The organism is Sphaerochaeta globosa str. Buddy (genome assembly GCF_000190435.1).
GTDB lineage: Bacteria > Spirochaetota > Spirochaetia > Sphaerochaetales > Sphaerochaetaceae > Sphaerochaeta > Sphaerochaeta globosa.
On record NC_015152.1, the window covers coordinates 2,315,537 to 2,341,791 of the forward strand.

Below are 26,255 nucleotides of genomic sequence, written 5' to 3' on the forward strand. Positions count from 1 at the left end.
GATATAGTCCATGAATACGCAAGACCTCATTCAAAGCATCAAACGCATCAGCGATGCCAACGGCATCAGCGGATTTGAAGATGAAGTGCTTTCTGTAATTCGAGAAGAAGGAGCCGATTTGGGAACCTTCACCGAAGATCGAATTCGCAACCTCTACCTCTACCGACATGAGAATAAAACCGGTCTTCCCATCGTACAGCTCAATTCCCACACCGATGAGGTCGGTTTCATGGTGAAGGCGATCAGGCCTGATGGAATGATTGAATTCATAACCATCGGAGGTTGGATTCCAACCAACGTGCCTGCCCACATGGTTCGCATCCGCAACAAGGATGGCGTGTATATTCCCGCTGTCGTTGCAAGTAAGCCGCCACACTTCATGAGTGAGGCTGAGAAGAAGGCTCCGCTTGAGATTACCAACTTGGTACTCGATGTAGGGGCCAGCAGCAGCGATGAGGTCATTCATGACTATCGAATCGGCATCGCAGCTCCGGTAGTTCCTGAGGTAACCTGCACCTATGATGAAAAGCATGGCCTCTTCATCGGCAAGGCTTTTGACTGCCGTATCGGTTGTGCAAGCACCCTTGCCACACTCAAGGATTTGCAGGGAACCGAATTGAAGGTAAACCTTGTAGGCGACTTCTCCAGCCAAGAGGAGGTGGGAACCCGTGGTTCCATCGTCAGTGCAAATACAATCAAAGCGGATTTGGCTATCGTGTTTGAAGGGTGTCCTGCCGACGATACGGTCGTTCCAGCATATCAGGCGCAAACGTGTCTGAAGAAAGGTCCGATGCTGCGCCATATCGACTCCCGCATGATCACCAACCCGCGCTTCCAACGGTATGCCCTCGACCTTGCAGAGCAACTCGGTATTCCGGTACAGGAAGCCGTTCGCAGTGCAGGGGCAACCAATGGAGCACCGATTCACTTGGCCAACGACGGTATTCCCGCCATTGTCATTGGAGTTCCTGTGCGGTATGCGCATACCCACTATGGAATCAGCGCTCTCTATGATGTAGAGCAAGCGGTGCGCCTAGCCAAAGAAATTCTTTTGAGAATGGACAATCAGATCATCCGGAGTTTCTAATATGAGAATGCGCATCGGATCCATGTTCACCCTCCAAGAGCCAAGTCAGTGTTCAAGTTCATACTTCACGGCCCTTGGAGCGGATGTTCAATCCTTCCTCTCGGGCCGATGCGCACTGTATGCCTGTTTGTTGGATTGTGCCAACGCGAGCAGGCCAAAGCTTGCCTACGTTCCTGCCTATACGTGTGAGACGGTGCTTAGCAGCTACGAAAAGGCAGGCTACGCCCTGCGTTTCTACGATGTCGACCAAGCGGAACTCAAGCCAATTTTCAAGTATGAGGACCTAGCGGATGTCTCGGTACTGAACCTCTGCGGCTACTACGGGTTCAGCCGATACGACAAGGCCTTCCTTGAGGTCTGCAGGCAGAATGGAATCACCATTATCCAGGACACCACCCATAGCCTTTTTTCTCAAGATGGACACTATCCCAATGCAGACTACTATGCAGGTAGTGTCCGAAAATGGCTGGGTATTGCCAGCGGCGGTGTAGCCGTCAAGAGAAAAGAAAGCTTTTCCGTTGAGCCCTTGAAAGCTGACGAAGAGCACCTGATGGGCCGCTATAAGGCGATGGAGTATCAAAAACTGGCCAATAAGTCGGGAAACGACACCTATGCCGAACAGGCCTCATCCATCTTCTGGGAAACGGAGATGCGCCTCAGGCACATGTTCGATGCCTTTGCAGGTGATGAGAAGTCCAAGACCATTCTCAACTCGCTCGATCCAACACACATGATTGAGAAGCGTAGGGAAAACTACCAAACAGTTCTCAACGCACTCACACCCTCCCCGCAATGCCAGCCGATTTTCAAGAGCCTGGATGAGGCAACCTGCCCAAGTCACTTCACCTTCTATAGTGAAGACAGGCAGAGAGCCCAACAGCAATTGGAAAGGCAAAGCATCAAGAGCACAGTCTATTGGCCGCTGCCTCCGATGCTGACCAACAAGGAACAGTTTCCTCATGCCCTCTGGATTTATGACCATGTGATGAGCATTCAGATAGACCAGCGATACAGCAAAGAGGATATGGAGTACTTGGGTAAGGCGTTGGCTGGGTTGTAGAAATCCAAACCATTCTCTTTAAGTCTCACTTCTTTGTAAATCATCAGTACAAGTCGAATGTGTTCTTGTTGCATTCTTGTTTGTTTATGGCTATAGTATAGCTGTATTAGTTCGTATTTTACGAAATAAACAAGGAGAGTTCTATGATTGTCATGCGATTGAAGCTGGACAATGTGTTTGCTTTCAATAATTTTGAAATTATGCTGACTTACCCAAAAAAGATTGTGGGGTCCATAATTGAGCATGAAGTTCTTTCAGGTAGAAACAATTTCCGGTACAAAAAGCTGATAGTTCTTATGGGAGCTAATGCCTCAGGCAAAACAACCTTGGGAAAAGCTTTCATGGCCATTTTTAATAGCATCTATAATAAAAGCCTTATCCCGGTCTGTAATACTATCAATGACACATCCAAGAAAGCGTCATTTACCATCGAATTTGTGGCAAAAGCAAAGAGGCTCTATCGGGTGGAAGCCCTTATAAGCCCCCCAGTTACTCCCGGCTCGTATGATGAAGGTGATATGGAAGTTACAGTAAAGTCAGTTCCTATCGCTCTTTCAGATAGTTATGAGATGTGTGCCTCGAAACTGGACAACTTGATCGTTGAAAGAGAGTCATGCAGCAAAGCACTGGAATCTATTGAAAACTTCGGATGGCTTTTTACCTATCCAAGTATCGAAGAAAAAATACCTACCTTCCAGGAATTGGATAAGAATGGCTTGCTAGAAATTCTTAATATTGTTCTCTCTGTCTTGGACCCTTCTATTCAGGAAATTATCAAGGCGAGGGATATTAAGAATTCTTATGTTATCAAGGTGGGTAATCATGATGTAATCATCCAAGATGGAAAAGTACTGAATGGAGAAATTCTCTCCAGCGGAACAAAATCTGGGATTGGAATCGCATCCATGTTGGCTGCCATTCTGGCAAAACAGAATGGTTTTTACTACTGCGATGAGAAATTCTCATATATACACAGTGATATAGAACGAGAAATTCTTGCCAAAATGGTTGAAAAATTGGGAGAGGATGAACAGCTTTTCTTTACTACCCATACTACTGATATTTTGGATATGTCTTTTCCCAAACACTCATATTGTTTTCTAAAAAAGGAGCAGTTAGGGAAAACATGCACAATCCGTTGTATCAATGCTGATGACTTTCTCAAGCGAAATACCGATTCACTTAAGCGTGCAGTTGAGAACGATCTCTTCTCAACATCCCCTGATGTGAGTCGCATTGCTACGTTGTGAAGTGAGGATATTTGATGCAACACTACTATCAATATTTTGTTGAAGGGGAAACCGAAGCAAAGCTGGTACAGGTCCTAAAGACTGATTTTAGATGCATCTGTGCAGGAAAAGTAAGAATTCATACTGTAGTAGAGAAATTACTAACAAGAGGTTCTCTCTCATCGTTGCGGTTCAATACTACTGTAATTCTGATTTTTGATACTGACACCAATGATGCCACTCTCTTGCATGAAAATATTAAAATGCTGAATTCTCAGCCAATGATTAAGCGCGTACTTTGCATCCCTCAGGTAAAAAACCTTGAACAATAATTGATAAGAAGCTGCGGCCTCCATAGAATCAAAGAATTACTATCCAGCAAAGCAGACAAGGATTTCAAAACAGATTTTTGCAAGTGCAATGGATTAATAGGAGCATTGCAAAACCATCATTTTGATTTCTCTCTATTCTGGGCTTCAACACCATCAGGGTCATTTACAGGAATTCCAAATAATTCCTCCAAGATAGCAATACCTTCAAATCATGCAGGGAAGCTAGCTAAGAACTGAGTCGCTACCTTCAATCCATTTTTAATGACAGAATTGTACTACACTAATTACCCCCCTACAAAGCAAAACTCCCCTTCCCGTAAGGGAGGAGGAGTCTTCTCTGTTTAGTGCCGCCTCGCAGAATTGAACTGCGGACACAAGGATTTTCAGTCCTTTGCTCTACCAACTGAGCTAAAGCGGCGTCAACGTCCTCTTGTATACCCTAATTGATGATTTCTTGTCAACACCTTTCTAGAAAAACGCAAAATCTTGCACCAATTTCAAGGTGGTTTTATGGTATAGTCCCATCGAGGGAGGGACAGTATATGATCAAAGTCTGCATGTTTGATATGGGTGGGGTACTGGTAAGGAACTTTATGGTTGCACCCAAGCTTCTAGCCTTCCTAGGTCGCAAAGAATCGTCGTTTTCTAAAATATCTCCCATCGTAAATAATGCTTTGACCTCTCACAGCGAAGGGATAATCAGTGAAGACGAGTTCTGGGAAGTATATGAACGGGAAACAGAGTCCACTGTAGTCAACCATGAAGGCAGTCTGCTCGGAAAGTTTTTTGAACCGACTCTAGACCAGCCTACCTTGAAAGTGCTCTCTGAACTCAAACAGAACGGCTATAGAGTCATCTGCGGCACAAACGTCAACGATGCTCACTTCACTATGCATCACCGTTTGCATCAATATGACATATTCGATCACGTATACGCCTCTCACCGTATGCATATTTCAAAACCGAAAGGCTCATTTTTCCAAACAATCATCAAAGAGGAGCACTTGTTACCGAACGAAGTCTTCTTCACCGACGACATGCAACAAAACGTTCTCAGTGCCCAAGAGCAGGGGTTAAAAGCCTATCTGTATACAGATGCCACCCAGTTGCGATTGCAATTGAAGAACTTGGAGCTCCTTGCCTAAAACGCATCCAAACGTTTCTGAATCGAGTAAGCAAGCTTTCCAATAGGAATCCCATCCACAAAGGAATGATGCGCTTGTACCGTAAACACAAGCATCCACCTCCCTTGCCGTTTAACGTATTTTCCCCAATCAAACAAGGGAGTAGCTGCATCCTTTTTTCCAGAAATTGTATACGACACAGGGGTGTACGAAATCCCCGGCATAGGTGATAGTTGTATTGATCGTTGTATAGAGAACAACCTTTCCATCGAGAATGTACATGTGACTCCCAACAAGAAAATGTGTGGCATCATGCTCGAAGCTCCCCGCATACGAGCTTTCTCCTTACTCACGGAATACCTGGCAGTGAACAGCCCGTTTCCAGGTAGCCATATCAACGAATGTATAGGCTAAAGCGATAGAACAGAAAGCAATCTGATTGTAAACCATTCAAACCTTGTCCAAAGCAAAAGCCTCTGGTACAGTCTGAACACATGACTGAAGCAAGCTCACCGATCCTTTGTGTCCGAAACCTCAGCTTCTCCTTTGAACGGGACAAACCCATTCTCAAGGACCTTACCTTCTCTATACCCAAAGGGTCCTTCACGTTGGTAACAGGGCCCAATGGATCGGGCAAAAGCCTCTTGCTCCGCTGTCTCAAGGGACTGCTGCAACCCAATTGCGGACAGATTCATCTCTTGAGTGAAGATTTGACCCAGAAGGCCAAGCAACGCATGCAGGCCATCGGATTGGTCTTTCAGGATGCAGAGACGCAGATAGTCGGCCAAACGGTGGAGAAGGACATACGCTTCGGCATGGAAAATATTGGATTGTCCATGCAAGAGCAAGAAACCAGACTACAAGAAGTACTCACACTTCTGGATCTGCACAAACAAAAAAACCAACGGCCCCGCACGCTCAGCGGCGGAGAAAAGCGGCGCCTCGCCATCGCAGGAGTGCTGGTCATGGATCCCAAACTGTTGGTACTGGACGAACCCTTTGCGAACCTCGATTACCGATCGGTGGTCAGCGTCCTGTCCACCCTGCTGCGGCTGCAACAAGAAGGCCATACCATAATCCTCGTAAGCCACGAGGTAGATAAAACCCTCGCACACGCTGACCACGTGCTGCTGCTCGACGATGGAGTGCTGGTACAAAGCGGTACTGCCGCCGAGGTGTATCCATACCTACAGGCGCATGGCATCTACCTGCCATCCTCGGCTGGCATAAAGGACCTCTCATGGCTGAAGCGCTGATATTCCACTATCGACAGCAAAACACCATCCTCTGCAAAGCAAACCCGCTGACCAAGGTAGCCACCACCATCGCCATCTGCCTGGTGATTCTCTCGATCTCCCTTAATGGCTTACTCTTGGTGAGTGCATCCTTGCTTATAGCCACACATGTTCAAAAGCTTCCCTGGGGCCGCTACAAGCGGGAACTGAAGTACTTCGCATTCCTGTTGCTACTCATCCTCATCACCGAATACCTCGCTACACAGAGCTATGTTGCAGCAACTGCAGCCTTCACCCGTTTTGTCTGCATCATCCTGTGCGGCCTGCTCATTGCCGACAGCACCGCACCCGATGACCTGGCTCGCTCCCTTGGGGGTATTCTTGAGAGAATTCCCTTCATCCATGGCTGGGAAGTAGCCAGCAGCATTGAATTGACCCTCTCCATACTCCCCATGATCTTCGATGCAACACTGGAAGTAGTAACGGCCAGAAAAGCGCGGCTACAGCGAAACCGCAATCCCTTAGGCTCACTCACCTCACTGGTATCAGGCATCTTCAATTTGCTGTTGGACAAGGCAGAAGACCTCTCCCTTGCCCTGGAGGCAAGGCAATTCGACCCAGCCCGCCCGAGGCCAAGACTGCCCTACACATACGTAGACGTATTGCTTTTCACCCTCGTTCTCGTACTGCTTGTAGTCGCATCTGTGCTATAGTTCAGCCATGGATGTCAAACACGTGTTACGCAAAGAACTGAGAAACCAAGCAAAGCTTCATACTTTGGATGACTTCATGCAAGAAGACAAACTCAGTTGTGATGCATTGCTGCAAAGCCATGCGTATAAGACTGCCGATCGGGTCTTCGCCTTCATGCCACTGGCCTCAGAGGTGAACATCAAAGAGATACTGGAGCATTGTATCGCAGACAAGCATCTCGCCTTGCCCGTATGCAATGAGGACACAAGTCTAAGCTTCTATGAGGTTAAACATCTTGATGCATTGAGCTTAGGACGCCATGGCATCCTTGCACCAGAAACGACGCAAGTGGCAGTACCCACTGAAAAGGATATCCTGATTGTCCCGGCCCTCGCGTACACTCGTACAGGTGACCGCCTTGGACGTGGTAAAGGCTACTACGACCGCTACCTGAGTACCTATCCAACCATACTGAGTATTGGGATGTGTCGCACCTACCAGCTGCTACAGAGCATCCCCACCGAGGCCTGGGACATTCGGGTTTCAAAGGTTTTGTGTGCCGGTGTCTTTTATTGAGTGTCTTTACAGAACCAGATAAATCGCTGCAAAGCCATCATGGAGAAAAACCTTTGGCAAGCCTCGTCTGACTTGCTTTGGTGTATATCCATGAGGTGAGTACGCATCTCTTCGGTGCGCACACTACGCAAAATTGCACTCAAGGAACCAAGATACTCCATTTGGATTGAAGGTGAGGAGGCGATGACAAAAAGCAAGTGCACCGGCATACCGTCGGCACTACCGTACTCGATCCCATCCCTGCTGATGCCCAAGGCAATGTGCACCTCGTTCAAACCAAGAATCTTTCCATGGGCAATAGCCACCCCATGTCCGATTCCTGTCGTCTGCGCACGCTCACGACGAAGCACCCCGCGTTTGAAGCGTTCGAGATCGGGAAGAGAGGAAAATATATTGCAGGAATCTATCACTTCCAGAATGGCCTGGGTTTTATCAGTAGACTGAAGCTGACAGATTACCGATCGGCAATCATTACGAATATTCACTACGATACTATACACAAACAAGAAATGAGCTTCAAGGCGGTGGACCTGAACCACTTCAGGCCCACCCATTGAGCGTTACAGAGCAGAGAGATACGAATTCATCGCCTTTGCTGCCTTACGGCCCTGCCCCATGGCAAGAATGACCGTTGCAGCACCCAAAACGATATCACCACCCGCATAGACACCCTTCAGGGTTGTCTCACACGTCTCCTCGTTCACAAGGAAGTTGCCCCTGCGATTGACCTCGATACCATCGGTGGTAGCCTTGATCAAAGGATTGCTGTCGTTTCCGATAGCAACAATGACCGTATCATAGTCGTACATTGTTTCACTACCGGCAATCTCAACCGGACTGCGTCGTCCCGAAGCATCGGGCTCACCCAGCTCGCAGGTGATCAACTCCACCCCGTTTACCCTTCCCTTATCGTTGGCGGTAATCTTCAAAGGAGCATGCAGGTACAAGAACTGTACGCCCTCTTCCTTGGCATGTTGGACTTCTTCCTTACGGGCGGGCATCTCCACCTCGGTACGGCGGTAGACAATCGTCACTTCCTCGGCTCCCAAACGCTTTGCAGTTCGAGCCGCATCCATGGCCACGTTGCCACCACCAAAAACTGCGACCTTGTGTGAATCAAAAAGCGGAGTCAACGCCTCCCCGACAGCGTAAGCCTTCATCAGATTACTGCGTGTCAGGTACTCATTGGCGGAGAACACCCCGATATAATTCTCACCCTCGATGTTCATAAACTTGGGAAGTCCGGCACCGGAGCCGACAAACACAGCATCAAAGCCGTCTTTTTCCATCAAGTCAGAAATTTTTCGGGTCTTGCCAACCAAGTAGTTCCTGCGAATCTCCACTCCCATGGCGACCAGATTGTTCAATTCATGCTCGACAATCTTCTTGGGCAAGCGGAACTCGGGAATACCATATACCAGCACTCCACCAGCTTTATGCAACGCCTCAAACATCACTACTTCATGGCCTTCCCTTCTCAGGTCTGCAGCGGCAGAAATACTTGCAGGACCGGTCCCGACGACCGCCACACGCTTGCCGGTCGGCTTGCCAACCTGGGGAATCGTCTCCAGCTCGTGTTCGCGGGCATAGTCGGCGACAAAGCGCTCGATACGGCCGATCGATACCGATTGGTCAATATCCTTGTGCATCTTGCCGACCGTGCAATAGAGCTGGCACTGACTTTCCTGAGGACACACACGTCCACAGATGGAGGGGAGCAGACTACTCTGCTTGATGACCTCAACCGACTTGGCAAAGTTACCCTGTGCAGCCTCGGCGATAAAAGCGGGAATATCGATGGCAACAGGGCAACCTGCGATACAGGGCTTGTTCTTGCACTGCAGACAGCGCATGGCCTCCACTTTCACCTGGCTTTCCGTATAGCCGATTGCTACTTCCTGCATATTCTTCACCCGCACCTCAGCAAACTGGGTAGGCATTTCCTGGAGGGGAATCTGGGCGCGGTCCTTGGGTGTCAATTTCTTTTCTGCATATTGGACCAACAATGCTTGTGCCTGTGCATCCAACTCTTCTCTTGTAGCATGCATAACGCTTATGCCTCCCCTTCGGTGATATGTAAGCCAACATGACAGCGGTGATGAGCCTCTTGTTCCTTACTCTTATACGTGCCCAAGCGGAGCAACATATTGTCCCAGTCTACCAGATGGCCGTCAAACTCAGGACCATCGACGCAGACGAATTTGGTCTTTCCCCCGATGGTTACCCTGCAACCACCGCACATGCCCGTTCCATCAATCATAATGGTGTTCAGACTGACAATGGTATGAATGCCGTAGGGCTTGGTGGTAAGTGCTGCAAACTTCATCATGATCGGAGGACCGATGATGACAACGCAGTCGGGCTTGTAGGTCTCGCACAGCTCCTTCAGCGGCTCGGTGACCAAAGCCTTGCGACCATAGGATCCGTCGTCGGTTACAACAATAACCTCATCGGCTGTAGCCTTCATATCATCTTCCATGATCAAGAGGTCCTTGTTCCTGGCCCCCATGATCACCTTAACCTCGTTACCGGCCATCTTCATGCCCTGTACGATGGGAAATAGCGGAGCAACCCCGATGCCTCCTCCCACGCAGACAACCTTGCCGTACTTTTTGATGTCGGTAGGTCTGCCCAGAGGTCCCAGCAGGTTTTCAATAAAGTCGCCTTTCTCAAGCAGGGCAAGACGATGAGTCGTCTCTCCAACTGCCTGGAATATCAGGGTAATGGAACCTTTAGCAGGATCGGCATCGGCAATCGTCAACGGGATGCGCTCGCCAAAATCCCCGCCCATCTGCAGAATGATGAACTGTCCGGGCTTTCTTGCCTCGGCAATCTCCTTGGCCTCGATCTCCATTCTGAAAACCTCGGCCGAAAGCCGCTGCTTTGAAAGAATCGTATTCATGTCATCTCCTCAACTCTAGTTTTGGCGTATGCACAACCCATCACCCTGACCTAAAGAAAGGTCAAACATGCGTATATAACAACTGTGCATGATAGTGTTAGTATTAAATTCTGAGCACCGAGTGTCAAGTCTATCTTGCCCAAGAAGGCACATGCTGGCAAACTAGGGAAAGGAGGGTCAACCATGATCAAGAAAGAGCAGGAGATGAAGAGCGTCATCAAGCAGAAGATGCGCGAAGGTACCGGACAGGTGGTGGTAAAATCACTGATGGATGAGGGGACTGTATCGCACAGTCGGTTGTTCGCTGAGTTGGTCATCGAAAAAGGCTGCTCCATCGGCAAGCACGACCATGTCAATGAAACGGAATATTACTGGATTACCGAAGGCAAAGGCATCGTTACCGAAGCCGATGGCGAGAAAGTCGTCCAGAAGGGAGACCTTGTCATCACCGGAGGCGGAGCCAGCCATGCAATCCGCAACGACGAGGACGAAACTTTGAAACTGATGGCTCTCATCATTCTCGAGTAGAGAAACGACAGGAGCCTGCAGAATTCTGCAGGCTCTCTGGTGCAAGTGGGCGATTGATCGATAGTTATTTAATCTTCACTTCAATAGTCTTGGGAAGAACTTCCTTCTTCTTAGGCAGGGTGATGGTCAGAACACCATCGGAAAATTCGCCTTCAATATTCTCCTCATCGATGCCTTCGGGAAGGCTGAAGGAGCGCTCGAACTTCCTGAAATAGCGTTCACGGACCAGATTCTTTCTGCCATCGGCATCCTTGAGGGTCTCTTTGTTGCTGGACAGCTTCAAAACATGCTTGTCCACGTTGACCTGGACCTCTTCCTGCTTGTAGCCTGCAAGCTCTGCTTCGATCACATACGACTTCTCAGTCTCATAGATGTCTACCGGGGGAATCTTGGAACGACTCGCACCCCAATCGGAGAAGAGATCGTTGAACAGTGAATCGAAGTTCGAAAGACCGTTATTCTGGTTATAGGTTACGTAATATTTCATGTTGACACCTCCACGTGTTCATTGTTGTGCTTTTTCGTTACGTAAAGCATATTGCAAGAGACGTGCCAACTTTTTCAAAACAGTATGTATAATTTTATAATTTATTATAATATAATTATTTAAACTTTTTCATACACTACACAAACAAACTTCCATCAAACCAGACCCTTCCCTTTTGCCCCACCAAACCACAAAGGTCACTCAGAACGTATCAGAATGACACACATACGTCAAAAAGACCCGTTTTCTGCTTCCATCTGACTCAACGCACATAGCTTGCAGCACCCTTGAAGAGTGCACAATCGGCTGCAAGCGGCACATTGCGATAGATATCGCCGATGACTCGCTCGCTATGCGCCATCCTGCCGAACACCTTCCCATCGGGGGAGCTCAACGCCTCCACTGCGTACAACGACCCATTGGGATTGTGGATGGAGAAATCGGCGGCAAGGCCATTCTCATCCACATATTGACTTGCAATCTGCCCTGCATCGGCAAGCGCTTTCAGCGTTTCAGGGGGGGCGGTGAACCGACCCTCCCCATGGCTGATCGGCAGCAGTTGGGTAGCACCCACCTCATATTCACTGAACCAGGGCGATAGGGTCGAACTGACCCGTGTCCTCACTATCGCAGCAATGTGCTTACCCTTACGGTTGAAATCGAGCAAGGGGTCGCGTTCTGTCGTGGTCGTAATGCGGCCATAGGGAAGCAGGCCCACCTGTACCAAGGCCTGAAAGCCGTTGCAGATGCCTCCGACCAGGCCATCGCGCTTGTCCAGCAGGTTTGCAATCTCTTCTTGGATCAAGGGATTGCGCAAGAAGGCTGCAATGAACTTTCCCGAGCCGTCAGGCTCGTCGGCTGCAGAGAACCCTCCGCTGAGAAAGAGAATCTGTGATTGGGAAAGTGCATCCCTGAAACGCAGGATGCTTTGTTTCACCTCTCGCTCGTTTTGGGTGTTGATAACCAGCGTCTCACAATCCACATTACACAACTGCCAAGCACGTGCAACATCATATTCACAGTTGGTGCCATAAAAGACCGGAAGCAACACCTTGGGCTTTTTCACCGGATAGTGAGAACGAAGTCTCTCGCGCCCGGTATAGGACAAGGTAGGGAGAGAGGATGGGGAAGCCTGCTCTTCCATGGTTCCATATACCGATTCAAGAGGTTTTGACAAAAGTTGGTGAACCTGCTGCAAATCTCTTTGCACAGAACCCAAGCATAGCGTTGCCTTCGCTGTCGTGTGTCCGATTAGGAAGGACGGAACAGATAGTTCGTGATCAGCCTCCACCAAGAAAGAGCCATAGCGTTTGCAAAGCAGGTCCAGATCGGTTTCAACCTCACAGCCGATCTCATTGCCCAAGGCCATTTTGGCGAGTGCTTCTGCAATACCGCCATACCCCAAAGCCCAGCAGGAGAGAACCTGTTTCGTTTTGACCAACTTGCTCACTTGCTCAAACAAACCGGGAAGAGAACGCTCATCATCCGCTTGCAGCAGCAAGAGCTTGGAGCCGGCCTGCTTGAACTCAGGACTGAGAACCTCATCCTCGGGAGCAACCGAAACCGCAAAGCTCACCAAGGTAGGGGGAACATCCAGGTCTTTGAAGGTTCCGCTCATCGAGTCCTTGCCCCCTATGGCCGCCTTGCAAAAAAGCATCTGAGCCTTGAAAGCACCTAAAAGTGCTGCAGTAACCTCGCCCCACCGCGACCGATCCTCCCCAGGCCGACCAAAATACTCCTGGAAGGTCAAATAGGTCTGGTCCCAATCCCCACCGGTTGCCACTACCTTGGCAAGGGAATGCAGTACCGATACGAAAGCTCCCTTGAAAGGATTCTGCTCCATCTCGTAGGGGTCGTAGCCCCAAGAGGCAAGACTTGCCGTATGACTGGTCGTATCACCTACCGCAATGAGGGCGGCCATCGCTTGGATGGGAGTACGCATCGTTTTCCCACCATAGGGTAAAAGCAGCGTCCCCGATCCTATGGTGTTGTCAAATAGTTGCGACAGGGCTTGTTTGCTGGCAACGTTCAAGTCCGAGAGCATGGCATCAAAGTCCAGATACCTATTGGATGCAAGCGAAGGTGCATACTGCTTGATGTGCACCGTTGCATGCTTTTTCGCCCCATTGCTATCCAGAAGCGCCCGGTCGAGCTCAACGAGGGTACGACCTTGGTAGGTCATGTGCAATGTGGGTTCCTTGGTGACACGGGCAACGACGGTGGCCTCCAGGTTCTCCTCGTTTGCGTAGGATAAGAAGGCAGAAACATCATCGGGGCCCACAACCATGGCCATCCGCTCCTGGCTCTCACTGATCGCCCGTTCAGTGCCATCCAGTCCCTCATATTTGGTGGGAATGGCATCCAAGTCGATGACAAGGCCTGCGGCAAGCTCGCCAATGGCTACACTCACCCCGCCGGCCCCAAAGTCGTTGCACCGCTTGATCAGCTTTGAAACCTCAGATTTGCGCAAAAGCCGCTGAATCTTGCGTTCCTCGGGAGCATTGCCCTTCTGCACTTCAGCGGCACAGGTGGCAAGCGAAGCGGTATCGTGGCTCTTGGAGGAGCCGGTAGCCCCACCGCAACCATCCCGGCCGGTCCTTCCACCGACGAGAATCACCAAATCACCCTCTTTCGGCCTCTCTCTTCTGACTTGGCTCTGTAGTGCTGCTGCAATGACAAAGCCCAGCTCCAGATGCTTGGCGACAAATCGTGGATGATAGATTTCCTCCACAATGCCGGTGGCAAGCCCCACCTGGTTGCCGTAGGAACTGTAGCCGAGGGCTGAACGCTGGGCGATCACGCGCTGGGGCAGTTTGCCCTCCAGGGTTTGGGAAAAGGGGGTGCGGGGATCGGCACAGCCGCTGATGCGCATCGCTTGGTATACGTAGGCACGCGAAGAAAGCGGGTCTCGAATGGCTCCACCGATGCACGTGGCAGCCCCACCGAAAGGCTCGATTTCAGTCGGATGGTTGTGTGTCTCATTCTTGAACAACACAAGACAGGCCTTCGGCCCGTTGTCGGTTTGCACCTCCACGGTAACAGAACAGGCGTTTATCTCCTCACTGACTTCCATGCGGTTAAGCTTTCCTTGTTTTCTCAGCTGCTTGGCGGCCAAGGTTGCAAGGTCCATCAGGCAAATCGGCTTGGTACTATGCAACGACCTGCGCGTCTCCAGGTAGGAGGCAAACGTCGTGAGAACCTCGGGATCCTCGATGCAAATCTGATCGAGTTCAGTCAGGAACGTGGTATGGCGGCAGTGATCGGACCAATAGGTATCGATTACTTTCAACTCGGTGAGGAAGGGATCTCTTTTTTTGTCTGCAAAATAACGCTGTACCACCATCAGGTCGGCGCAATCCATGGCAAGAGAATACTCTTGTATCAATTCGTTCAGGTCGGTACGAGAGCAGAAACCGGTAAGCTGATCAGAAAAAGCCGGAACAAAGGTACTTTCACCAAGGTGCTCGGCAAGCTTGGGGGAGGCTTCCCTTGCCTCCACAGGGTTGATCAGGTAGGTCCTGATGCGCTTCTGTTCCTCCTCATCCAGCTGTGAGCTGAAACAGTAGAAGGTGGCACAGCGTACAGAAACAGAGCGGTGCGGGTAGACAAGCTGAATGCACATTCTGGTTGAGTCGGAGCGCTGGTCGAACTGGCCCGGGTGCATTTCAACTCCCAAGGTCCAAGAACAGGCAGGAATTTGTGCAAGCACCTCATCCCGCTGCACCATGCTCAAAATTGAACGAGAAACATAGGCTGCCTCCAGTTCGTCCAAGCCTTCAATGTCATAGCGGTAGCAGATAGCCACGCAAGCCGGGGTTTTGAGTGCCAACAACGAAGTGAGGGAAGTCGACAAAGCCTGTTCAGAGCTGCGAAATCCTTGTTTGCGCCGTACCCAGATTCGCTGTACCATCAGATCTCTCCTTGAGCAAGGCTTTCTTTCCGATATCCTTGCGATACTGCATTCCTGCAAATGAAATCGAGTCAACGGCACAGTAAGCCTGCTCGATGGCCGAATTAAGCGTTTTTGAGCGGGCAACCACATGCAGCACCCTGCCCGAAGAGGTAATCAGGTTCCCCTTTTCATCGAAAGCAGTACCGGCGTGCAACACGTCGACACCTTCGCTAAGAGGGCCGATAAGAATCTGCTTTCCCACCTCGTAGGCAAGCGGGTACCCTCCACTTGCAAGGGCGATGCTGCAGGCACAATCATCGGCGAAATGAACAGGCACCTTGTGAAGCGTCTGGTTTGTACAGCTAAGAAGGATGTCCGACAAGTCACTGTCCAACAAGCTGAGTACCGCTTCAGCTTCGGGATCACCGAAGCGACAATTGTATTCGATGACAACCGGGCCTTCTTGGGTAAGCATCAGGCCGAAGAAGAGGCAGCCGGTGAAAAGATGACCTTCCTGGCGCATCCCTCTGAGGGTTGGTTCAATGATGGTTCTTTCACACAGTGCAGCAATCTCTGGTGTATACCAGGGATTGGGGGCGATTACTCCCATGCCACCGGTGTTTGGCCCACTGTCGTCATCAAAGGCACGCTTATGGTCCATTGCACTTACCATCGGCTTGGCGGTGTTCCCATCGCTGAAAACCAACAGCGAAACTTCCGCTCCTGAGACATATTCTTCGATGACTACCGTTTGCCCGCTGGTCCCAAATTGATTGTTGACCATCATCTGCTGTACGGCCTCACAGGCAGTCTCCCTGTCGAAGGCAATAACCACGCCTTTGCCGAGGGCAAGACCGTCGGCTTTCACCACCACAGGAACCGGACAGCGCTGGAGATAGGTAACAGCCTCTCTATAGTCGGTGAAAACTTGGTAGGAAGGAGTAGGAATCTGATGGCGTTGCATGAAAGCTTTGGCAAACGACTTGCTGCCTTCCAACCTTGCCGCTTCCTTGGATGGGCCGAAACAGGGAATATGGCATGCCCGAAACACATCCGCAAGACCGCATACCAACGGTTCATCGGGCCCGATGACCACCAAGTCGATAGCCTTCGTGCGGGCATAGTCGACTAACGCAGGGGGATCTGAGAGTGCAAGGGGGGCCATGGTGCACAATGCCTGCATACCGGCATTCCTGCCGATTGCAAACAACTCAATCGCTTGCTTCGATCTCTTGAGAGCCTTTGCCAATGCGTGTTCACGGCCGCCGCCCCCGATGATGAGGATGCGCATATCAGTGGTGGAAGAGGCGAATGCCGTTGGTGATCATAACCATGCCGTACGCATCGCACGCTTGGATAACCTCGTCGTCCCTGAGAGACCCCCCGCTTTGCACGATGTAGGAGACACCGCTTTGGAAAGCACGATCGATATTGTCCCTGAACGGGAAGAAGGCATCGCTTGCAAGACTTACGTTGTGCACTTCAGAAAGAAAAGCCCGCTTTACATCCTCATGCAGAGGTTGTACTTCCCTGCTCAAAAAACGCTGGCATTGCTGCATCTCTGAACGAAGGAACAACTCAACAGCGTTATCCTTGTCATTGCGGCTCAGCTGCGGCAGAAAGGGAAGAGAAAGTACGGATTCACTCTGTCTGAGGTGCCACAGATCGGCCTTATCACCGGCAAGGCGCGTGCAGTGAATCCTGGACTGCTGACCGGCCCCCACCCCGATCGTCTGACCGCGTTTTGCATAGCAAACCGAGTTCGATTGGGTATACTTCAGCGTATTGAGAGCAACCAGCAAATCCAGCTGGGCCTCTGCACTGAGTGTTGTATTGATTGTGACAATCGGCGTGAGGACCGACCTATCAAGCACCTGGGTGTTTCGCATCTGCTTGAAGGTAATGCCGAACACAGAGCGTTCTTCCAACAGCGGAGGCTCATACGCCGGATCTATTTGCAGGATGGTGTAGGAACCGCCTTTCTTCTTCTTCAACACCTCCAGGGCTTCCTTGCTGTAGGAAGGAGCGATGACACCGTCGGAGACCTCGCTTTTGATAATCTGGGCGGTAGACAGGTCGCATTCACCACTGAGGCTGATAAAATCCCCGAAGCTTGACATACGGTCGGCTCCACGCGCCCTCACATAGGCGGTGGCAAGCTCGCTGAGAGTGGTCTTCTCTGAGATGAAATACATGAGCCGTTCTCCCTCGTTGAGGGGAAGACCTACCGCCGCTCCGGCGGGACTGACATGTTTGAAGGAAGCGGCGCTTGCAAGGCCGGTTGCCTTCGAAAGGGAATTGACCAACTGCCAGCCGTTGAGGGCATCGAGTAAATTGATGTACCCCACCTTGCCATTGAGCACAGTCAAAGGAAGCTTGCCCTCATGCATAGAGATGCTTGCCATCTGCTGGTTGGGATTACAGCCATACTTCAGTTCAATACAGTCCATTACTCGCTCCTTGCCTGATCACAAGATTTGTTGCATTGCTTGTCAAATCGATTTCCTTGACGCATACACAGACCCGGTATTCCTTGTCCAACAGGGACCACAGATGGTCTGCAAACTCCCCGGCATTACCCTTGATGCGTACAAGTGGGGGTTCCCCCTGAAAGCTGGGAAGTGGATTGCCATCCCCTTCATAGGTATGTATCAGGTGCGCTTGCCCCTTGCTGCAAGCAGAATGTGAGTAGTAGGAGCGGTCGCAACTGCCATCGCCAGCCCTTCTGAGAATGGAGAGCGTATACGAAGGGTCGGTACCAAGATGGAAGAGAGCGCTGATGCGGGGGGTGAAGTTGGGCTCATCCGGTTCAAAGGTGCGGCTTGCAAGCGATGCCTGCATGGTGATTCCCCTCCCTAAACCTTCGAGAATTGTATCACTCTGGTCGCCGTTGGCCACAACGACAGCACTGCCTTGCCTGTCCATCGCCCGATAGATGATCAGCGAAGGATCGACGAGCAAGCTTTCATCCAAAGCTTTGGTGCGTACAGTCTCGCCTTCGACCACCAGACAACGATTCTTGCTGTGAAGGCTGCGGGCTGTGATGAAATAGGCGATTATGGCATTGCCTTGTTCATTCAAGCCGCACACAATGCCTCTGCCCGGGTACCGAATCGATGACAGCCTTTGCTCTAAATCCATGCTTTTCTCCATACATCGGCAGTAGGAGGCTACTGTCTTTGGAAGCAGCTTCCACTCCACCTGCTCTAAAATTCGTTGTCCCAGAGAATCTGGAGTGTCATCGTCCAGGACATCAATCGCTTGCTGGGCGAGAATCGGACCGCCATCGGCAACCTCATCGACAAGGTGCACCGTAGCTCCGCTTATCTTCACCCCACGCTCGAGGGCTGCCTGATGGACACGCAACCCATAATACCCTTTTCCGCAAAAGCTGGGTATCAGGGAGGGATGGATGTTGATGATTCGCTTTGGATAGCGGGCGATCACCTCACTGGAAAGGATGGTTAAAAAGCCGGCCAACACGACCAGGTCAATATTTTTCTGCACAAGCAAGGCGAGCAACTGTGTTTCAAACGCCTTCTTTCCCAAGGCCGACCTATCCAACAGGACAGCACTCACCCCCCTATTCTCCACCCGCTTCAAGGCCGAGGCCTGACGGTCGCTTACCACCAGGACGATGCTCCCACACGAAAGTTCGTTCTTTTCTTGGGCGTCCAGAAGGGCTTGCAGATTGGTTCCCCCACCGCTGACCAGCACTGCAATACGAATCATAAAAGCTCCAATTCCTTGTCGCTTGCCACGACCTCACCCAGTATATACGAGCCATCCACCATGCCCAGGGCTTGCAATGCCTCTTCCTTATTCACAATAAGGACCATGCCGACCCCCATGTTGAAGGTGTTGAACATGTCCCGTTCATCGACTGCGCCTTGGCGTTGCAACAGGGAGAATACGGGGAGGACCCGCACATCGTTTTTGCGTATCCTGGCCCCAAGGCCGGCAGGAAGGGCACGGGGTATATTCTCAAAGAACCCTCCCCCGGTGATATGCGAGGCCCCCTTGATGGTGATGCTTCGAGCAAGAGAGAGCACATCCTTGACATAGATGCGGGTGGGAGTGAGCAACTCATCGCCCAAGGTTTTCCCTAGTTCCGGGTAGAATATCGACAGGTTCTCAGATTTGGCATCCAGATTGAAAATCTGACGTACCAAGGAGAAGCCGTTGGAATGCAACCCGCTGGAGGGCAGTGCAACCAAAACGTCCCCTTCGACGATACTTGCATTGTTGAAGATTTTGGTCTTCTCCACCACCGCGGTACAAAAGCCTGCCAGATCATATTCACCTTGCTGATACAGGCCGGGCATTTCGGCGGTCTCTCCTCCGATGAGGGCGCAGTCCGCCTGTTTGCACCCTTGGGCAACACCTTTGACAATCTGCTCCACCTTGGTCGGCTCAAGCCGGCCCAAGGCGATGTAATCCAGGAATACCTGTGGCTTTGCCCCGCAGCAGATGACATCGTTGACGCTCATCGCCACACAATCGATACCGATGGTGTCATGTTTGTCGAGGGCGAAGGCAAGCTTGAGCTTGGTGCCCACCCCATCGGTACCGCAAACCAGTACGGGATGGGGAGTCTGGCTCAAATCGAGCTCGAACAAACCGCCGAAGCCGCCCAAATCGGAGAGGACACCCTTGGTGAAGGTGGAGGCTACATGTTTTTTCATCAACTCGACCGCTTCATAGCCGCGCCTGATATCCACACCAGCCTGTTCATACCGATTGCTGAAACTCTCATTATGCATTGCTCGCTCCTTTGGGTACTGCAGTAGGATAGACGCCGGTGAAACAGGCGCTGCAAAATCCGATGCCCTGATGGTCGCTGAGTTTGACAACCTGCTCGGGTAGCAAAAAGCCCAGTGAATCGACATCCAGTATGTCCATCATTTGCTGATGGTCATACTTGCAGGCAAACAGGTCCTTGCGCGAATCGATATCCGTCCCATAGTAACAGGGATGGAGAAAGGGAGGAGCAGATGAGCGCAGATGCACCTCTTTGGCTCCCGCCTCCCTGAGCAGGCGGACGATTCGCTTACTGGTAGTCCCCCTGACGATGGAGTCGTCGATAAGCACCACGCGCTTACCGCGAACCGTGGAGGCAATCGGGTTGAGCTTGATGCGCACCCCGCTCTCCCTATCCCCGGCCTTGGGTTGGATGAAGGTCCTTCCGATGTACTTGTTCTTGATGAAGCCGATACCGTAGGGAATACCCGACTGCCGGGAGTAGCCGATAGCAGCATCGATGCCGCTATCGGGAACCCCGATGACCACATCGGCTTGGCAGGGGTGTTCAAGGGCCAAAAACGAGCCGCTTCTGATGCGTGCCTGATGGACGCTGATGGTGTCGATGACGCTGTCGGGCCGTGCAAAGTAAATCAACTCAAAGACGCATAGGCTACTCTTTATCGCATTGCAATGCACAAGGGAACTGGTCAAACTCTGGTCAGCCTTATCGACAATACATAGTTCACCAGGCTGAAGGTCACGGACAAAAACCGCCCCTACCGCATCCAAGGCACAGCTTTCACTGGCAAACACGTAGCCATCGTCCAGCTTTCCCAGACACAACGGCCGAAAACCGTTTGGATCACGTACAGCGATCAAAAGGGATGAAGTCATAATCAAGAGCGAATAGGCTCCTTCAAGCTCATCCATCGCCAGTTCGATCGCCTTATGGATATCGCCTGTTGCCAGACGATGCTTGCAGATCAGATAGGCAATCACCTCGGTATCACTGGTGGTATGAAACAAACACCCTTCTTTTTCGAATCGACAGCGAAGGGCCGCATCGTTGGTCAAGTTGCCATTGTGAGCAATTGCCATACTGCCCATATGATGGCGGAACAGCAAAGGCTGTACATTCTCACGTGAGCGTTCGCCACTCGTTCCGTACCGGGTGTGGGCGATCGCCATCCGGGTGTGTTCCTCGTCAACGCTCAAGGCTCGGGGAAACACCTCGTTGACCAGACCCAAGTCCTTGTGCACCGAGAGCTCCCCCTCGGTATTCAGGGCAATACCGCACCCCTCCTGACCGCGATGCTGCAGGGCATACAGGCCATAATGGCAGGCAAAGCCTATCGGTTCCTTGTGTGCTGAACTGATGCCGAACAAGCCGCAGGCCTCCTTGATGGCAGCCATGATCAGGCTCTCCCCAAAAGACGCTGCATCACTTCGTGATACGCCTCTTCCACATCCCCGAGGTCTCGGCGGAACCGATCCTTATCCAGTTTTTTTCCGGTCTTGATATCCCAGAAACGGCAGGTATCACTGCTGATCTCGTCGGCGAGTACCAGCTCTCCCTCAGATGTGATACCAAACTCCAGCTTGAAATCAATCAAGGCTATGCCGACTTCCACCAGGTAGGCCGAGAGTATGTCATTGATTTTGAGGCTGTATTTGGTGATGAGCTCAAGCTGCTGCTCAGTGGCAAGGCCGAGGGCCTTGATATGGCTGTTGTTTACCAACGGGTCGTTCAGGTCATCACGCTTGTAGCAGAATTCTATGACGGTGCTTGCCAGCTTGGTTCCCTCTTTAAGGCCCAACCGCTCGGACAGTGAGCCTGCAGCGATGCTGCGAACAATAACCTCCAGTGGTACGATTCGCACAGCCTTGACCGCCGTCTCCGTCTCGGAAAGCTGAGCCACAAAGTGGGTGGGAATCCCTTCCTTGGAAAGCAGCTGCATCAGATGATTGGTAACTTGGTTGTTGATCGCTCCCTTGCCCAGGATCGAGCCTTTTTTCTTACCGTTGAACGCTGTAGCATCATCTTTGTATGAAACAATATAGACACCCTTCTGGTCAGTTTCATACACCCGTTTCGCTTTTCCTTCATAGAGCATGGCTAGCTTTTGCATCGCTTCCCCCTGTTGCAATAAAAAAAGAGCCTTATCTACATAAAGCTCTTCGCAATTCGACTATCGGCTTCGCGCACAGCCTCTTGGCCTGCCTTTCTTCTCTCTTCGAGCCGCGTAAGCAGGTCACAGTCGGACAAGGCCAGTATTTGGGCCGCAAGCAAGGCCGCATTGGCGGCCCCATCTATGGCTACCGTGGCCACCGGATACCCACTGGGCATTTGGACTGTTGAAAACAAGGCATCGAGGCCTCCGAGGGAGGTGGACAGGGGAAGTCCGATAACCGGCAGAAGGGTTCTGCTTGCCAGGGTGCCTGCAAGGTGGGCTGCTTTTCCTGCAGCCGCTATGAGGACCCCGAACCCTTCGGCTCTTGCATTGCTGGCAAACCGGCAGGCTTCATCACCAAGGCGGTGTGCTGAAAGGATTCGTACAGAATGGGGAATATCCAGTTCTTTTAGAGTGCTGATCGCCGCCTGTACCAGGCTTAGGTCGTTCTCACTTCCGAGGAGGATGGCAACACGTTGTTGGACTGTCTGCATAGGCGTACGATAGCCAAATATGCATACTTATGCAAGTACATATGCAACAAAATCTGCACCAAATTGCCAAGTATGTTGTACTAAAGCTTTTATCTATCCGCTTCCTTCACTTTTTGCAACAATTTATGCACCATACGTACAGAATCTTCTACACATCCATCACAAGAACGCAACACGACACCGGTTTCGTCACCCAGGATTTCCTTGCATACTGAACTACCGTTCTTCTGAAAAAACTCGGAAACAATGGCCGCCGTTCGTGCGTAAGTAAGGCTTTTCGTCCCACCTTGAACACTGCCTTTGCTGGTCACCATGCTGACGATGGCAACAGCACCGCTTACCGCCCCGCACGTCCCCTGGTGAGCACCCATCCCCCCGCCGAATCCTTCCATCAGGGAAAAGAGCGTCTGTTCACTCATCCCCACCTCATCGGCAAATACGCAGGCCACCGACTGGGCGCAGTTGTACCCCTTGCTGCGAAGCTCCATCGCTTTGTTTACATAGTCTTGTTCCACACTATCCTCCTTCTCTACTCCCTGCCCGACTTGTGCAGATAGTAGGCATAATCACCTTCATAGATATTGAGCACCGCTTTGTCCAATTCGAACACACGATTGGCCAGGTGCTTGAGAAAGTATCGGTCATGGCTGACGATCATCAGTGTTCCTTCAAAACGTGAAAGCGCATCCAGCAGGACCTCACGGCTTTGGATGTCCAAATGGTTGGTCGGCTCGTCCAGCACCAGGAAATTGACCGGAAGGGCGAGCATGCAGGCAAGCATCACCCTGCTCTTCTCACCACCGCTGAGATTCCCGATCTTTTTGTCGACATCATCGCCGCTGAAGAGAAACGATCCAAGCATCGAACGGATGATGGGAATGGTGGACATCGGAACGCGTTCGGAAACTTCCTCAAAGATAGTCTTATTTGGATCCAGGACATCGGATGAGTATTGACTGAAGTACCCCAGATTCACACTCGCTCCCAGGCTTGCCTCTCCGCTTGTGGGCTGGGTGAGTCCGACGATGACTTTCAACAGGGTCGACTTTCCCGCCCCGTTTATGCCGGTCAGTGCAATCTTGTTGCCACGCATGACTGTTGCGCTGATATTCTCAAACACAGTATGCTGACCACCCTGTGCCATGGGCCAGCGCTTGGTCAAATCTTTCATGACCACCACCTGATCTCCACTTCGTGTACAGGGGGTGAATTGAACTTGCATGATTTTCGATTCAGGGGGAAGGGTGATCCGCTCGATCTTCTCCAGTGCCTTGATGCGCGACTGCACCAAGGATGCATGACTGGCACGGGCGGCAAACTTTGCGATGAACTCCTCATCCTTGGCAAACCTTGCCTGCTGCCGGTTGAAGGTAGCAATCAACTGCTGCCGCCGTATCTCCCGTTCTCGGATGTAGAAATCATAGTCGCCACTGTAACTGGTCACCTGGCCGTTTGCCACTTCAACAGTACGGAAGCAGATACGGGTCATGAATTGGCGGTCGTGACTGGTCATCACCACATCGCCCTTGAAGCTGGAAAGCCAAGACTCGAGATAGATGATTGACTCCAAATCCAAGTGGTTGGTGGGTTCGTCCATCAAGAGCACATCGGGATTCAGGGCAAGAATCTTTGCCAAGGCGATACGCATTTTCCAACCACCGCTGAAATGCTCAACCGGTTCATGAAAGCGGTCGGGCCCTATGCCCAACCCGGTGAGAATCTCTTCACTGCGTTGGGTCAAATCATACCCGTCGCGAGCCAGGAATTCAGTCTGCAAGTGACCATAGCGATCCATGTCAGCATCGCTGAAAACTTGGCTGGTATCAGCCATGCGATGCTCCAAAGCTTCAAGTTCCAACCCGATCTCATAGACCGAGCCCGAACCGGCAATAACCTCCATGAGAGCGCTACGACCTTGCATTTCGCCCACATTCTGGCTGAAATATCCGATGACGGTCCCGCTGTCGATGAGTGCTTGGCCGCTATCGGCATGTTCCTCTGAAGCCAACACGCGCAAAAGCGTCGTTTTTCCGGCACCGTTGGGGCCTACAAGCCCGATTCTATCTCCACTTTTTATCAGGAAATCTGCATCCTTGAGGATGAAACGATCCCCATAGGCCACAGTAACATTACTCAGTTTAACCACCACTCACTCCTCGAAAAGTCGAGTGTAGCAGAAAATGGTTGTGTATGTCAGGATGGCCAACGACCGTAGATTGCATGACCGCACGTACTGCATTTGCCTGCGAGCAAGGCCTTGTCACAATGAATCGGGCTATAGCGTCTGTCCGATACCAGCAGGGTATGACACTGTGGGCAATAGGTGGCCTGTTTCTGTTCGGAATTGCCGGCATACACATAAGGAATCCCCGAACAAGAGAGCATCGAAACCATCCCCGCAAGATAGGATTCGCTTGTTGCACTGTCGGTACACAGGTATCGGGGGAAGTAGCGACTCAGGTGCCAGACCTGCACCTTGCGCTTGGCAAGCTGATCGGACAGCCCGAGCATCTGAGCCTTGTCATGCTGCCCTTGCATAACCATGGTGGTAACTTCCACGTGCAAAAACTTGGCTACAAGGTACTCGATCGCATCCAAAACAGGCTTGGCGCTGCCTTTGCAGAGTCGACGGTAAAAAGCTTCATCACCTTTGAGGTCGATGTTGTAGGCATCGATATGATCAGATATCCTTGCCAGGGCTTGCTCGCTGAAGGTTCCATTGGTCACCATAATGGTGGCAAGACCTTTCTGTTTTGCCAGCTTTGCAACCTCGATCATATAGTCCTGCCATACCAACGGTTCGCTATAGGTGAAGCTGATCGAGGGGCATTTGCGTTCCAAGGCAAGACCGACCAAGTCCGAGGCTTCAAAGGTCTCGGCCTGTTGGCTCTGCACGTACTCATGCTGACTGATGGTATAATTCTGACAGAACTCGCAGCCAAGGTTGCACCCAAACATCGCCAGTGACAGGGTCTTGCTGCCGGGAAGGAAGTGATACAGCGGTTTCTTCTCAACCGGGTCCACGGCTAAGGCGACAAGCTGGCCATACCCTTTAGTAACCAACCTGCCCCCCTCTACCGCCCTGACCGAACAGATGCCGCTCTGTCCTTCTATAAGGGAACATCGATGATAGCAAAAGTCACAACGTAGGCTCACCGAACACCTCCGCCTGGAATACCTCAAAGTGGCACGCTGCATCCTGATAGGCATTCGGCCAGAGACCTGCCTTGGTGGAGAGGTTGCTCAAGAGGGTCGGTAAATCCCACCCCTGTTCGGTCGCCACTTGCGGAAGGAACACGGAACGGTGATAACCGTGAGTCAACAGCACCCCGTCCCTTCCAAGGCGGATGGCAGACCAATCATCAATACTTTGCATGCTGCTCAGTAGCGAGATATCAATACACAGCGAAGCAAGCTCATCCTTGGCAACCGGATGGAAGCGGGGATCACTGAATGCAGCCTGGAGAGCCAGGGAAGGCACTTCCTGATAGAGAGGGCCTCTACCCCATAAATTGCCGATGCATCCCCTCAATGCCCCACCTTTTGTCTTCAGGGTCACAAACAAACCCATTTCAAGCGTATAGGGTATTCGGTTTTCGTCCTTCAGCCTATCGGCAAGCGGTGTCGCTTCACTCAGTAATGCACTTTGGATTGCCTCGCGGGCGAGTTCAAGCAGTGTTTTCTGCACCATGCTTTCCATGC

Annotated in this window: 26 protein-coding genes and 1 tRNA gene; 9 read left to right on the top strand and 18 right to left on the bottom strand. The window is 51.3% G+C overall.

Annotated elements, in window-relative coordinates; genetic code table 11:
• The first annotated feature begins 10 nt into the window (after positions 1-10).
• The 4 genes from SPIBUDDY_RS10850 (at position 11) to SPIBUDDY_RS10865 (ending at position 3,708) form a co-directional block, all read left to right on the top strand.
• Entirely contained in the window at positions 11-1,087 is a 1,077-nt protein-coding gene (locus SPIBUDDY_RS10850) for a M42 family metallopeptidase (protein ID WP_013607805.1), read from the top strand.
• Position 1,088: 1 nt separating this feature from the next.
• Entirely contained in the window at positions 1,089-2,147 is a 1,059-nt protein-coding gene (locus SPIBUDDY_RS10855; protein ID WP_013607806.1) for an aspartate aminotransferase family protein, read from the top strand.
• 143 nt (positions 2,148-2,290) lie between these two features.
• The gene (locus tag SPIBUDDY_RS10860) at positions 2,291-3,397 is read left to right on the top strand and encodes an AAA family ATPase (RefSeq protein WP_013607807.1); all 1,107 of its coding nucleotides are present in this window, start codon (positions 2,291-2,293) and stop codon (positions 3,395-3,397) included.
• A 14-nt stretch (positions 3,398-3,411) separates the two neighbouring features.
• Positions 3,412-3,708 carry a hypothetical protein gene (locus SPIBUDDY_RS10865; RefSeq protein ID WP_049787871.1) on the top strand — a complete coding sequence of 99 codons (297 nt, stop codon included), beginning with the start codon at positions 3,412-3,414 and terminating at the stop codon, positions 3,706-3,708.
• Between the two features lie 345 nt (positions 3,709-4,053).
• Here SPIBUDDY_RS10865 and SPIBUDDY_RS10870 read toward each other — a convergent pair.
• Positions 4,054-4,126, bottom strand: a tRNA-Phe gene (locus SPIBUDDY_RS10870).
• Positions 4,127-4,250: 124 nt separating this feature from the next.
• Here SPIBUDDY_RS10870 and SPIBUDDY_RS10875 point away from each other — a divergent pair.
• Positions 4,251-4,853 (top strand): HAD family hydrolase, encoded by a 603-nt coding sequence (locus tag SPIBUDDY_RS10875; RefSeq protein WP_013607808.1) that lies wholly within the window; start codon positions 4,251-4,253, stop codon positions 4,851-4,853.
• On the opposite strand, the gene SPIBUDDY_RS16390 is transcribed toward SPIBUDDY_RS10875, so the two are convergent.
• A complete protein-coding gene (locus SPIBUDDY_RS16390) occupies positions 4,850-5,164 on the bottom strand; it encodes a CatA-like O-acetyltransferase (protein ID WP_081454643.1) in 315 nt (104 codons plus the stop codon). The genes SPIBUDDY_RS10875 and SPIBUDDY_RS16390 overlap by 4 nt on opposite strands.
• 162 nt (positions 5,165-5,326) lie before the next feature.
• Between SPIBUDDY_RS16390 and SPIBUDDY_RS10880 the strand changes: the two genes are divergently transcribed.
• The 3 genes from SPIBUDDY_RS10880 to SPIBUDDY_RS15770 are packed head-to-tail and all read left to right on the top strand — an operon-like array spanning position 5,327 to position 7,336.
• Positions 5,327-6,088, top strand: a complete 762-nt coding sequence (locus SPIBUDDY_RS10880) for an energy-coupling factor ABC transporter ATP-binding protein (protein WP_013607809.1) — start codon at positions 5,327-5,329, stop codon at positions 6,086-6,088.
• The gene (locus SPIBUDDY_RS10885; RefSeq protein ID WP_013607810.1) at positions 6,073-6,780 is read left to right on the top strand and encodes an energy-coupling factor transporter transmembrane component T family protein; all 708 of its coding nucleotides are present in this window, start codon (positions 6,073-6,075) and stop codon (positions 6,778-6,780) included. The genes SPIBUDDY_RS10880 and SPIBUDDY_RS10885 overlap by 16 nt, the downstream gene beginning before the upstream one ends.
• Positions 6,781-6,787: 7 nt before the next feature.
• Positions 6,788-7,336: a 5-formyltetrahydrofolate cyclo-ligase gene (locus tag SPIBUDDY_RS15770; protein ID WP_013607811.1), complete on the top strand. Its 549-nt coding sequence runs from the start codon at positions 6,788-6,790 to the stop codon at positions 7,334-7,336.
• Here SPIBUDDY_RS15770 and SPIBUDDY_RS10895 read toward each other — a convergent pair.
• The 3 genes from SPIBUDDY_RS10895 to SPIBUDDY_RS10905 all read right to left on the bottom strand — a co-directional run bounded on the left by SPIBUDDY_RS10895 (position 7,330) and on the right by SPIBUDDY_RS10905 (position 10,238).
• A complete protein-coding gene (locus tag SPIBUDDY_RS10895) occupies positions 7,330-7,821 on the bottom strand; it encodes a PTS sugar transporter subunit IIA (protein WP_172634197.1) in 492 nt (163 codons plus the stop codon). The two genes, SPIBUDDY_RS15770 and SPIBUDDY_RS10895, sit on opposite strands and share 7 nt — an antisense overlap.
• Positions 7,822-7,896: 75 nt before the next feature.
• Positions 7,897-9,384: an NADPH-dependent glutamate synthase gene (gene gltA / locus SPIBUDDY_RS10900; RefSeq protein WP_013607813.1), complete on the bottom strand. Its 1,488-nt coding sequence runs from the start codon at positions 9,382-9,384 to the stop codon at positions 7,897-7,899.
• Positions 9,385-9,389: 5 nt separating this feature from the next.
• Positions 9,390-10,238, bottom strand: coding sequence for a sulfide/dihydroorotate dehydrogenase-like FAD/NAD-binding protein (locus SPIBUDDY_RS10905; RefSeq protein WP_013607814.1), 849 nt, complete (start codon positions 10,236-10,238; stop codon positions 9,390-9,392).
• Positions 10,239-10,421: 183 nt separating this feature from the next.
• Between SPIBUDDY_RS10905 and SPIBUDDY_RS10910 the strand changes: the two genes are divergently transcribed.
• Positions 10,422-10,766, top strand: coding sequence for a cupin domain-containing protein (locus SPIBUDDY_RS10910; RefSeq protein ID WP_013607815.1), 345 nt, complete (start codon positions 10,422-10,424; stop codon positions 10,764-10,766).
• 64 nt (positions 10,767-10,830) lie between these two features.
• On the opposite strand, the gene SPIBUDDY_RS10915 is transcribed toward SPIBUDDY_RS10910, so the two are convergent.
• The 13 genes from SPIBUDDY_RS10915 to amrA form a co-directional block, all read right to left on the bottom strand.
• Positions 10,831-11,253 carry an Hsp20/alpha crystallin family protein gene (locus SPIBUDDY_RS10915; RefSeq protein WP_013607816.1) on the bottom strand — a complete coding sequence of 141 codons (423 nt, stop codon included), beginning with the start codon at positions 11,251-11,253 and terminating at the stop codon, positions 10,831-10,833.
• Between the two features lie 262 nt (positions 11,254-11,515).
• Complete coding sequence (locus SPIBUDDY_RS10920; protein ID WP_013607817.1) at positions 11,516-15,163, bottom strand: phosphoribosylformylglycinamidine synthase; 3,648 nt, start codon at positions 15,161-15,163, stop codon at positions 11,516-11,518.
• Positions 15,114-16,436 carry a phosphoribosylamine--glycine ligase gene (gene purD, locus SPIBUDDY_RS10925; RefSeq protein WP_013607818.1) on the bottom strand — a complete coding sequence of 441 codons (1,323 nt, stop codon included), beginning with the start codon at positions 16,434-16,436 and terminating at the stop codon, positions 15,114-15,116. The genes SPIBUDDY_RS10920 and purD overlap by 50 nt, the downstream gene beginning before the upstream one ends.
• A 1-nt stretch (position 16,437) precedes the next feature.
• Entirely contained in the window at positions 16,438-17,595 is a 1,158-nt protein-coding gene (locus tag SPIBUDDY_RS10930; protein WP_013607819.1) for a phosphoribosylaminoimidazolecarboxamide formyltransferase, read from the bottom strand.
• Positions 17,582-18,877 (bottom strand): phosphoribosylglycinamide formyltransferase, encoded by a 1,296-nt coding sequence (gene purN / locus SPIBUDDY_RS15775; protein WP_013607820.1) that lies wholly within the window; start codon positions 18,875-18,877, stop codon positions 17,582-17,584. The genes SPIBUDDY_RS10930 and purN overlap by 14 nt, the downstream gene beginning before the upstream one ends.
• Entirely contained in the window at positions 18,874-19,908 is a 1,035-nt protein-coding gene (gene purM, locus SPIBUDDY_RS10940) for a phosphoribosylformylglycinamidine cyclo-ligase (protein ID WP_013607821.1), read from the bottom strand. Before purM ends, purN begins: the two co-directional genes overlap by 4 nt.
• Complete coding sequence (gene purF / locus SPIBUDDY_RS10945) at positions 19,901-21,301, bottom strand: amidophosphoribosyltransferase (RefSeq protein ID WP_013607822.1); 1,401 nt, start codon at positions 21,299-21,301, stop codon at positions 19,901-19,903. Before purF ends, purM begins: the two co-directional genes overlap by 8 nt.
• 2 nt (positions 21,302-21,303) lie before the next feature.
• Entirely contained in the window at positions 21,304-22,017 is a 714-nt protein-coding gene (gene purC / locus SPIBUDDY_RS10950) for a phosphoribosylaminoimidazolesuccinocarboxamide synthase (RefSeq protein ID WP_013607823.1), read from the bottom strand.
• A gap of 35 nt (positions 22,018-22,052) precedes the next feature.
• Positions 22,053-22,553 carry a 5-(carboxyamino)imidazole ribonucleotide mutase gene (gene purE / locus SPIBUDDY_RS10955; RefSeq protein WP_013607824.1) on the bottom strand — a complete coding sequence of 167 codons (501 nt, stop codon included), beginning with the start codon at positions 22,551-22,553 and terminating at the stop codon, positions 22,053-22,055.
• Between the two features lie 89 nt (positions 22,554-22,642).
• Positions 22,643-23,068: a C-GCAxxG-C-C family protein gene (locus tag SPIBUDDY_RS10960; RefSeq protein ID WP_013607825.1), complete on the bottom strand. Its 426-nt coding sequence runs from the start codon at positions 23,066-23,068 to the stop codon at positions 22,643-22,645.
• 14 nt (positions 23,069-23,082) lie between these two features.
• A complete protein-coding gene (locus tag SPIBUDDY_RS10965) occupies positions 23,083-24,699 on the bottom strand; it encodes an ABC-F family ATP-binding cassette domain-containing protein (protein ID WP_013607826.1) in 1,617 nt (538 codons plus the stop codon).
• A 47-nt stretch (positions 24,700-24,746) separates the two neighbouring features.
• Positions 24,747-25,709: an AmmeMemoRadiSam system radical SAM enzyme gene (amrS, locus tag SPIBUDDY_RS10970; protein ID WP_013607827.1), complete on the bottom strand. Its 963-nt coding sequence runs from the start codon at positions 25,707-25,709 to the stop codon at positions 24,747-24,749.
• Positions 25,693-26,253, bottom strand: a complete 561-nt coding sequence (gene amrA, locus SPIBUDDY_RS10975; protein WP_013607828.1) for an AmmeMemoRadiSam system protein A — start codon at positions 26,251-26,253, stop codon at positions 25,693-25,695. Before amrA ends, amrS begins: the two co-directional genes overlap by 17 nt.
• Between the last annotated feature and the right edge of the window lie 2 nt (positions 26,254-26,255).

Coding starts and splice junctions, on each gene's coding strand:
- SPIBUDDY_RS10850 (WP_013607805.1), top strand. CDS start 11: ATGAATACGCAAGACCTCATTCAAAGCATCAAACGCATCAGCGATGCC.
- SPIBUDDY_RS10855 (WP_013607806.1), top strand. CDS start 1,089: ATGAGAATGCGCATCGGATCCATGTTCACCCTCCAAGAGCCAAGTCAG.
- SPIBUDDY_RS10860 (WP_013607807.1), top strand. CDS start 2,291: ATGATTGTCATGCGATTGAAGCTGGACAATGTGTTTGCTTTCAATAAT.
- SPIBUDDY_RS10865 (WP_049787871.1), top strand. CDS start 3,412: ATGCAACACTACTATCAATATTTTGTTGAAGGGGAAACCGAAGCAAAG.
- SPIBUDDY_RS10875 (WP_013607808.1), top strand. CDS start 4,251: ATGATCAAAGTCTGCATGTTTGATATGGGTGGGGTACTGGTAAGGAAC.
- SPIBUDDY_RS16390 (WP_081454643.1), bottom strand. CDS start 5,164: ATGCGGGGAGCTTCGAGCATGATGCCACACATTTTCTTGTTGGGAGTC.
- SPIBUDDY_RS10880 (WP_013607809.1), top strand. CDS start 5,327: ATGACTGAAGCAAGCTCACCGATCCTTTGTGTCCGAAACCTCAGCTTC.
- SPIBUDDY_RS10885 (WP_013607810.1), top strand. CDS start 6,073: ATGGCTGAAGCGCTGATATTCCACTATCGACAGCAAAACACCATCCTC.
- SPIBUDDY_RS15770 (WP_013607811.1), top strand. CDS start 6,788: ATGGATGTCAAACACGTGTTACGCAAAGAACTGAGAAACCAAGCAAAG.
- gltA (WP_013607813.1), bottom strand. CDS start 9,384: ATGCATGCTACAAGAGAAGAGTTGGATGCACAGGCACAAGCATTGTTG.
- SPIBUDDY_RS10905 (WP_013607814.1), bottom strand. CDS start 10,238: ATGAATACGATTCTTTCAAAGCAGCGGCTTTCGGCCGAGGTTTTCAGA.
- SPIBUDDY_RS10910 (WP_013607815.1), top strand. CDS start 10,422: ATGATCAAGAAAGAGCAGGAGATGAAGAGCGTCATCAAGCAGAAGATG.
- SPIBUDDY_RS10915 (WP_013607816.1), bottom strand. CDS start 11,253: ATGAAATATTACGTAACCTATAACCAGAATAACGGTCTTTCGAACTTC.
- SPIBUDDY_RS10920 (WP_013607817.1), bottom strand. CDS start 15,163: ATGGTACAGCGAATCTGGGTACGGCGCAAACAAGGATTTCGCAGCTCT.
- purD (WP_013607818.1), bottom strand. CDS start 16,436: ATGCGCATCCTCATCATCGGGGGCGGCGGCCGTGAACACGCATTGGCA.
- SPIBUDDY_RS10930 (WP_013607819.1), bottom strand. CDS start 17,595: ATGGACTGTATTGAACTGAAGTATGGCTGTAATCCCAACCAGCAGATG.
- purN (WP_013607820.1), bottom strand. CDS start 18,877: ATGATTCGTATTGCAGTGCTGGTCAGCGGTGGGGGAACCAATCTGCAA.
- purM (WP_013607821.1), bottom strand. CDS start 19,908: ATGCATAATGAGAGTTTCAGCAATCGGTATGAACAGGCTGGTGTGGAT.
- purF (WP_013607822.1), bottom strand. CDS start 21,301: ATGGCTGCCATCAAGGAGGCCTGCGGCTTGTTCGGCATCAGTTCAGCA.
- purC (WP_013607823.1), bottom strand. CDS start 22,017: ATGCAAAAGCTAGCCATGCTCTATGAAGGAAAAGCGAAACGGGTGTAT.
- purE (WP_013607824.1), bottom strand. CDS start 22,553: ATGCAGACAGTCCAACAACGTGTTGCCATCCTCCTCGGAAGTGAGAAC.
- amrA (WP_013607828.1), bottom strand. CDS start 26,253: ATGGAAAGCATGGTGCAGAAAACACTGCTTGAACTCGCCCGCGAGGCA.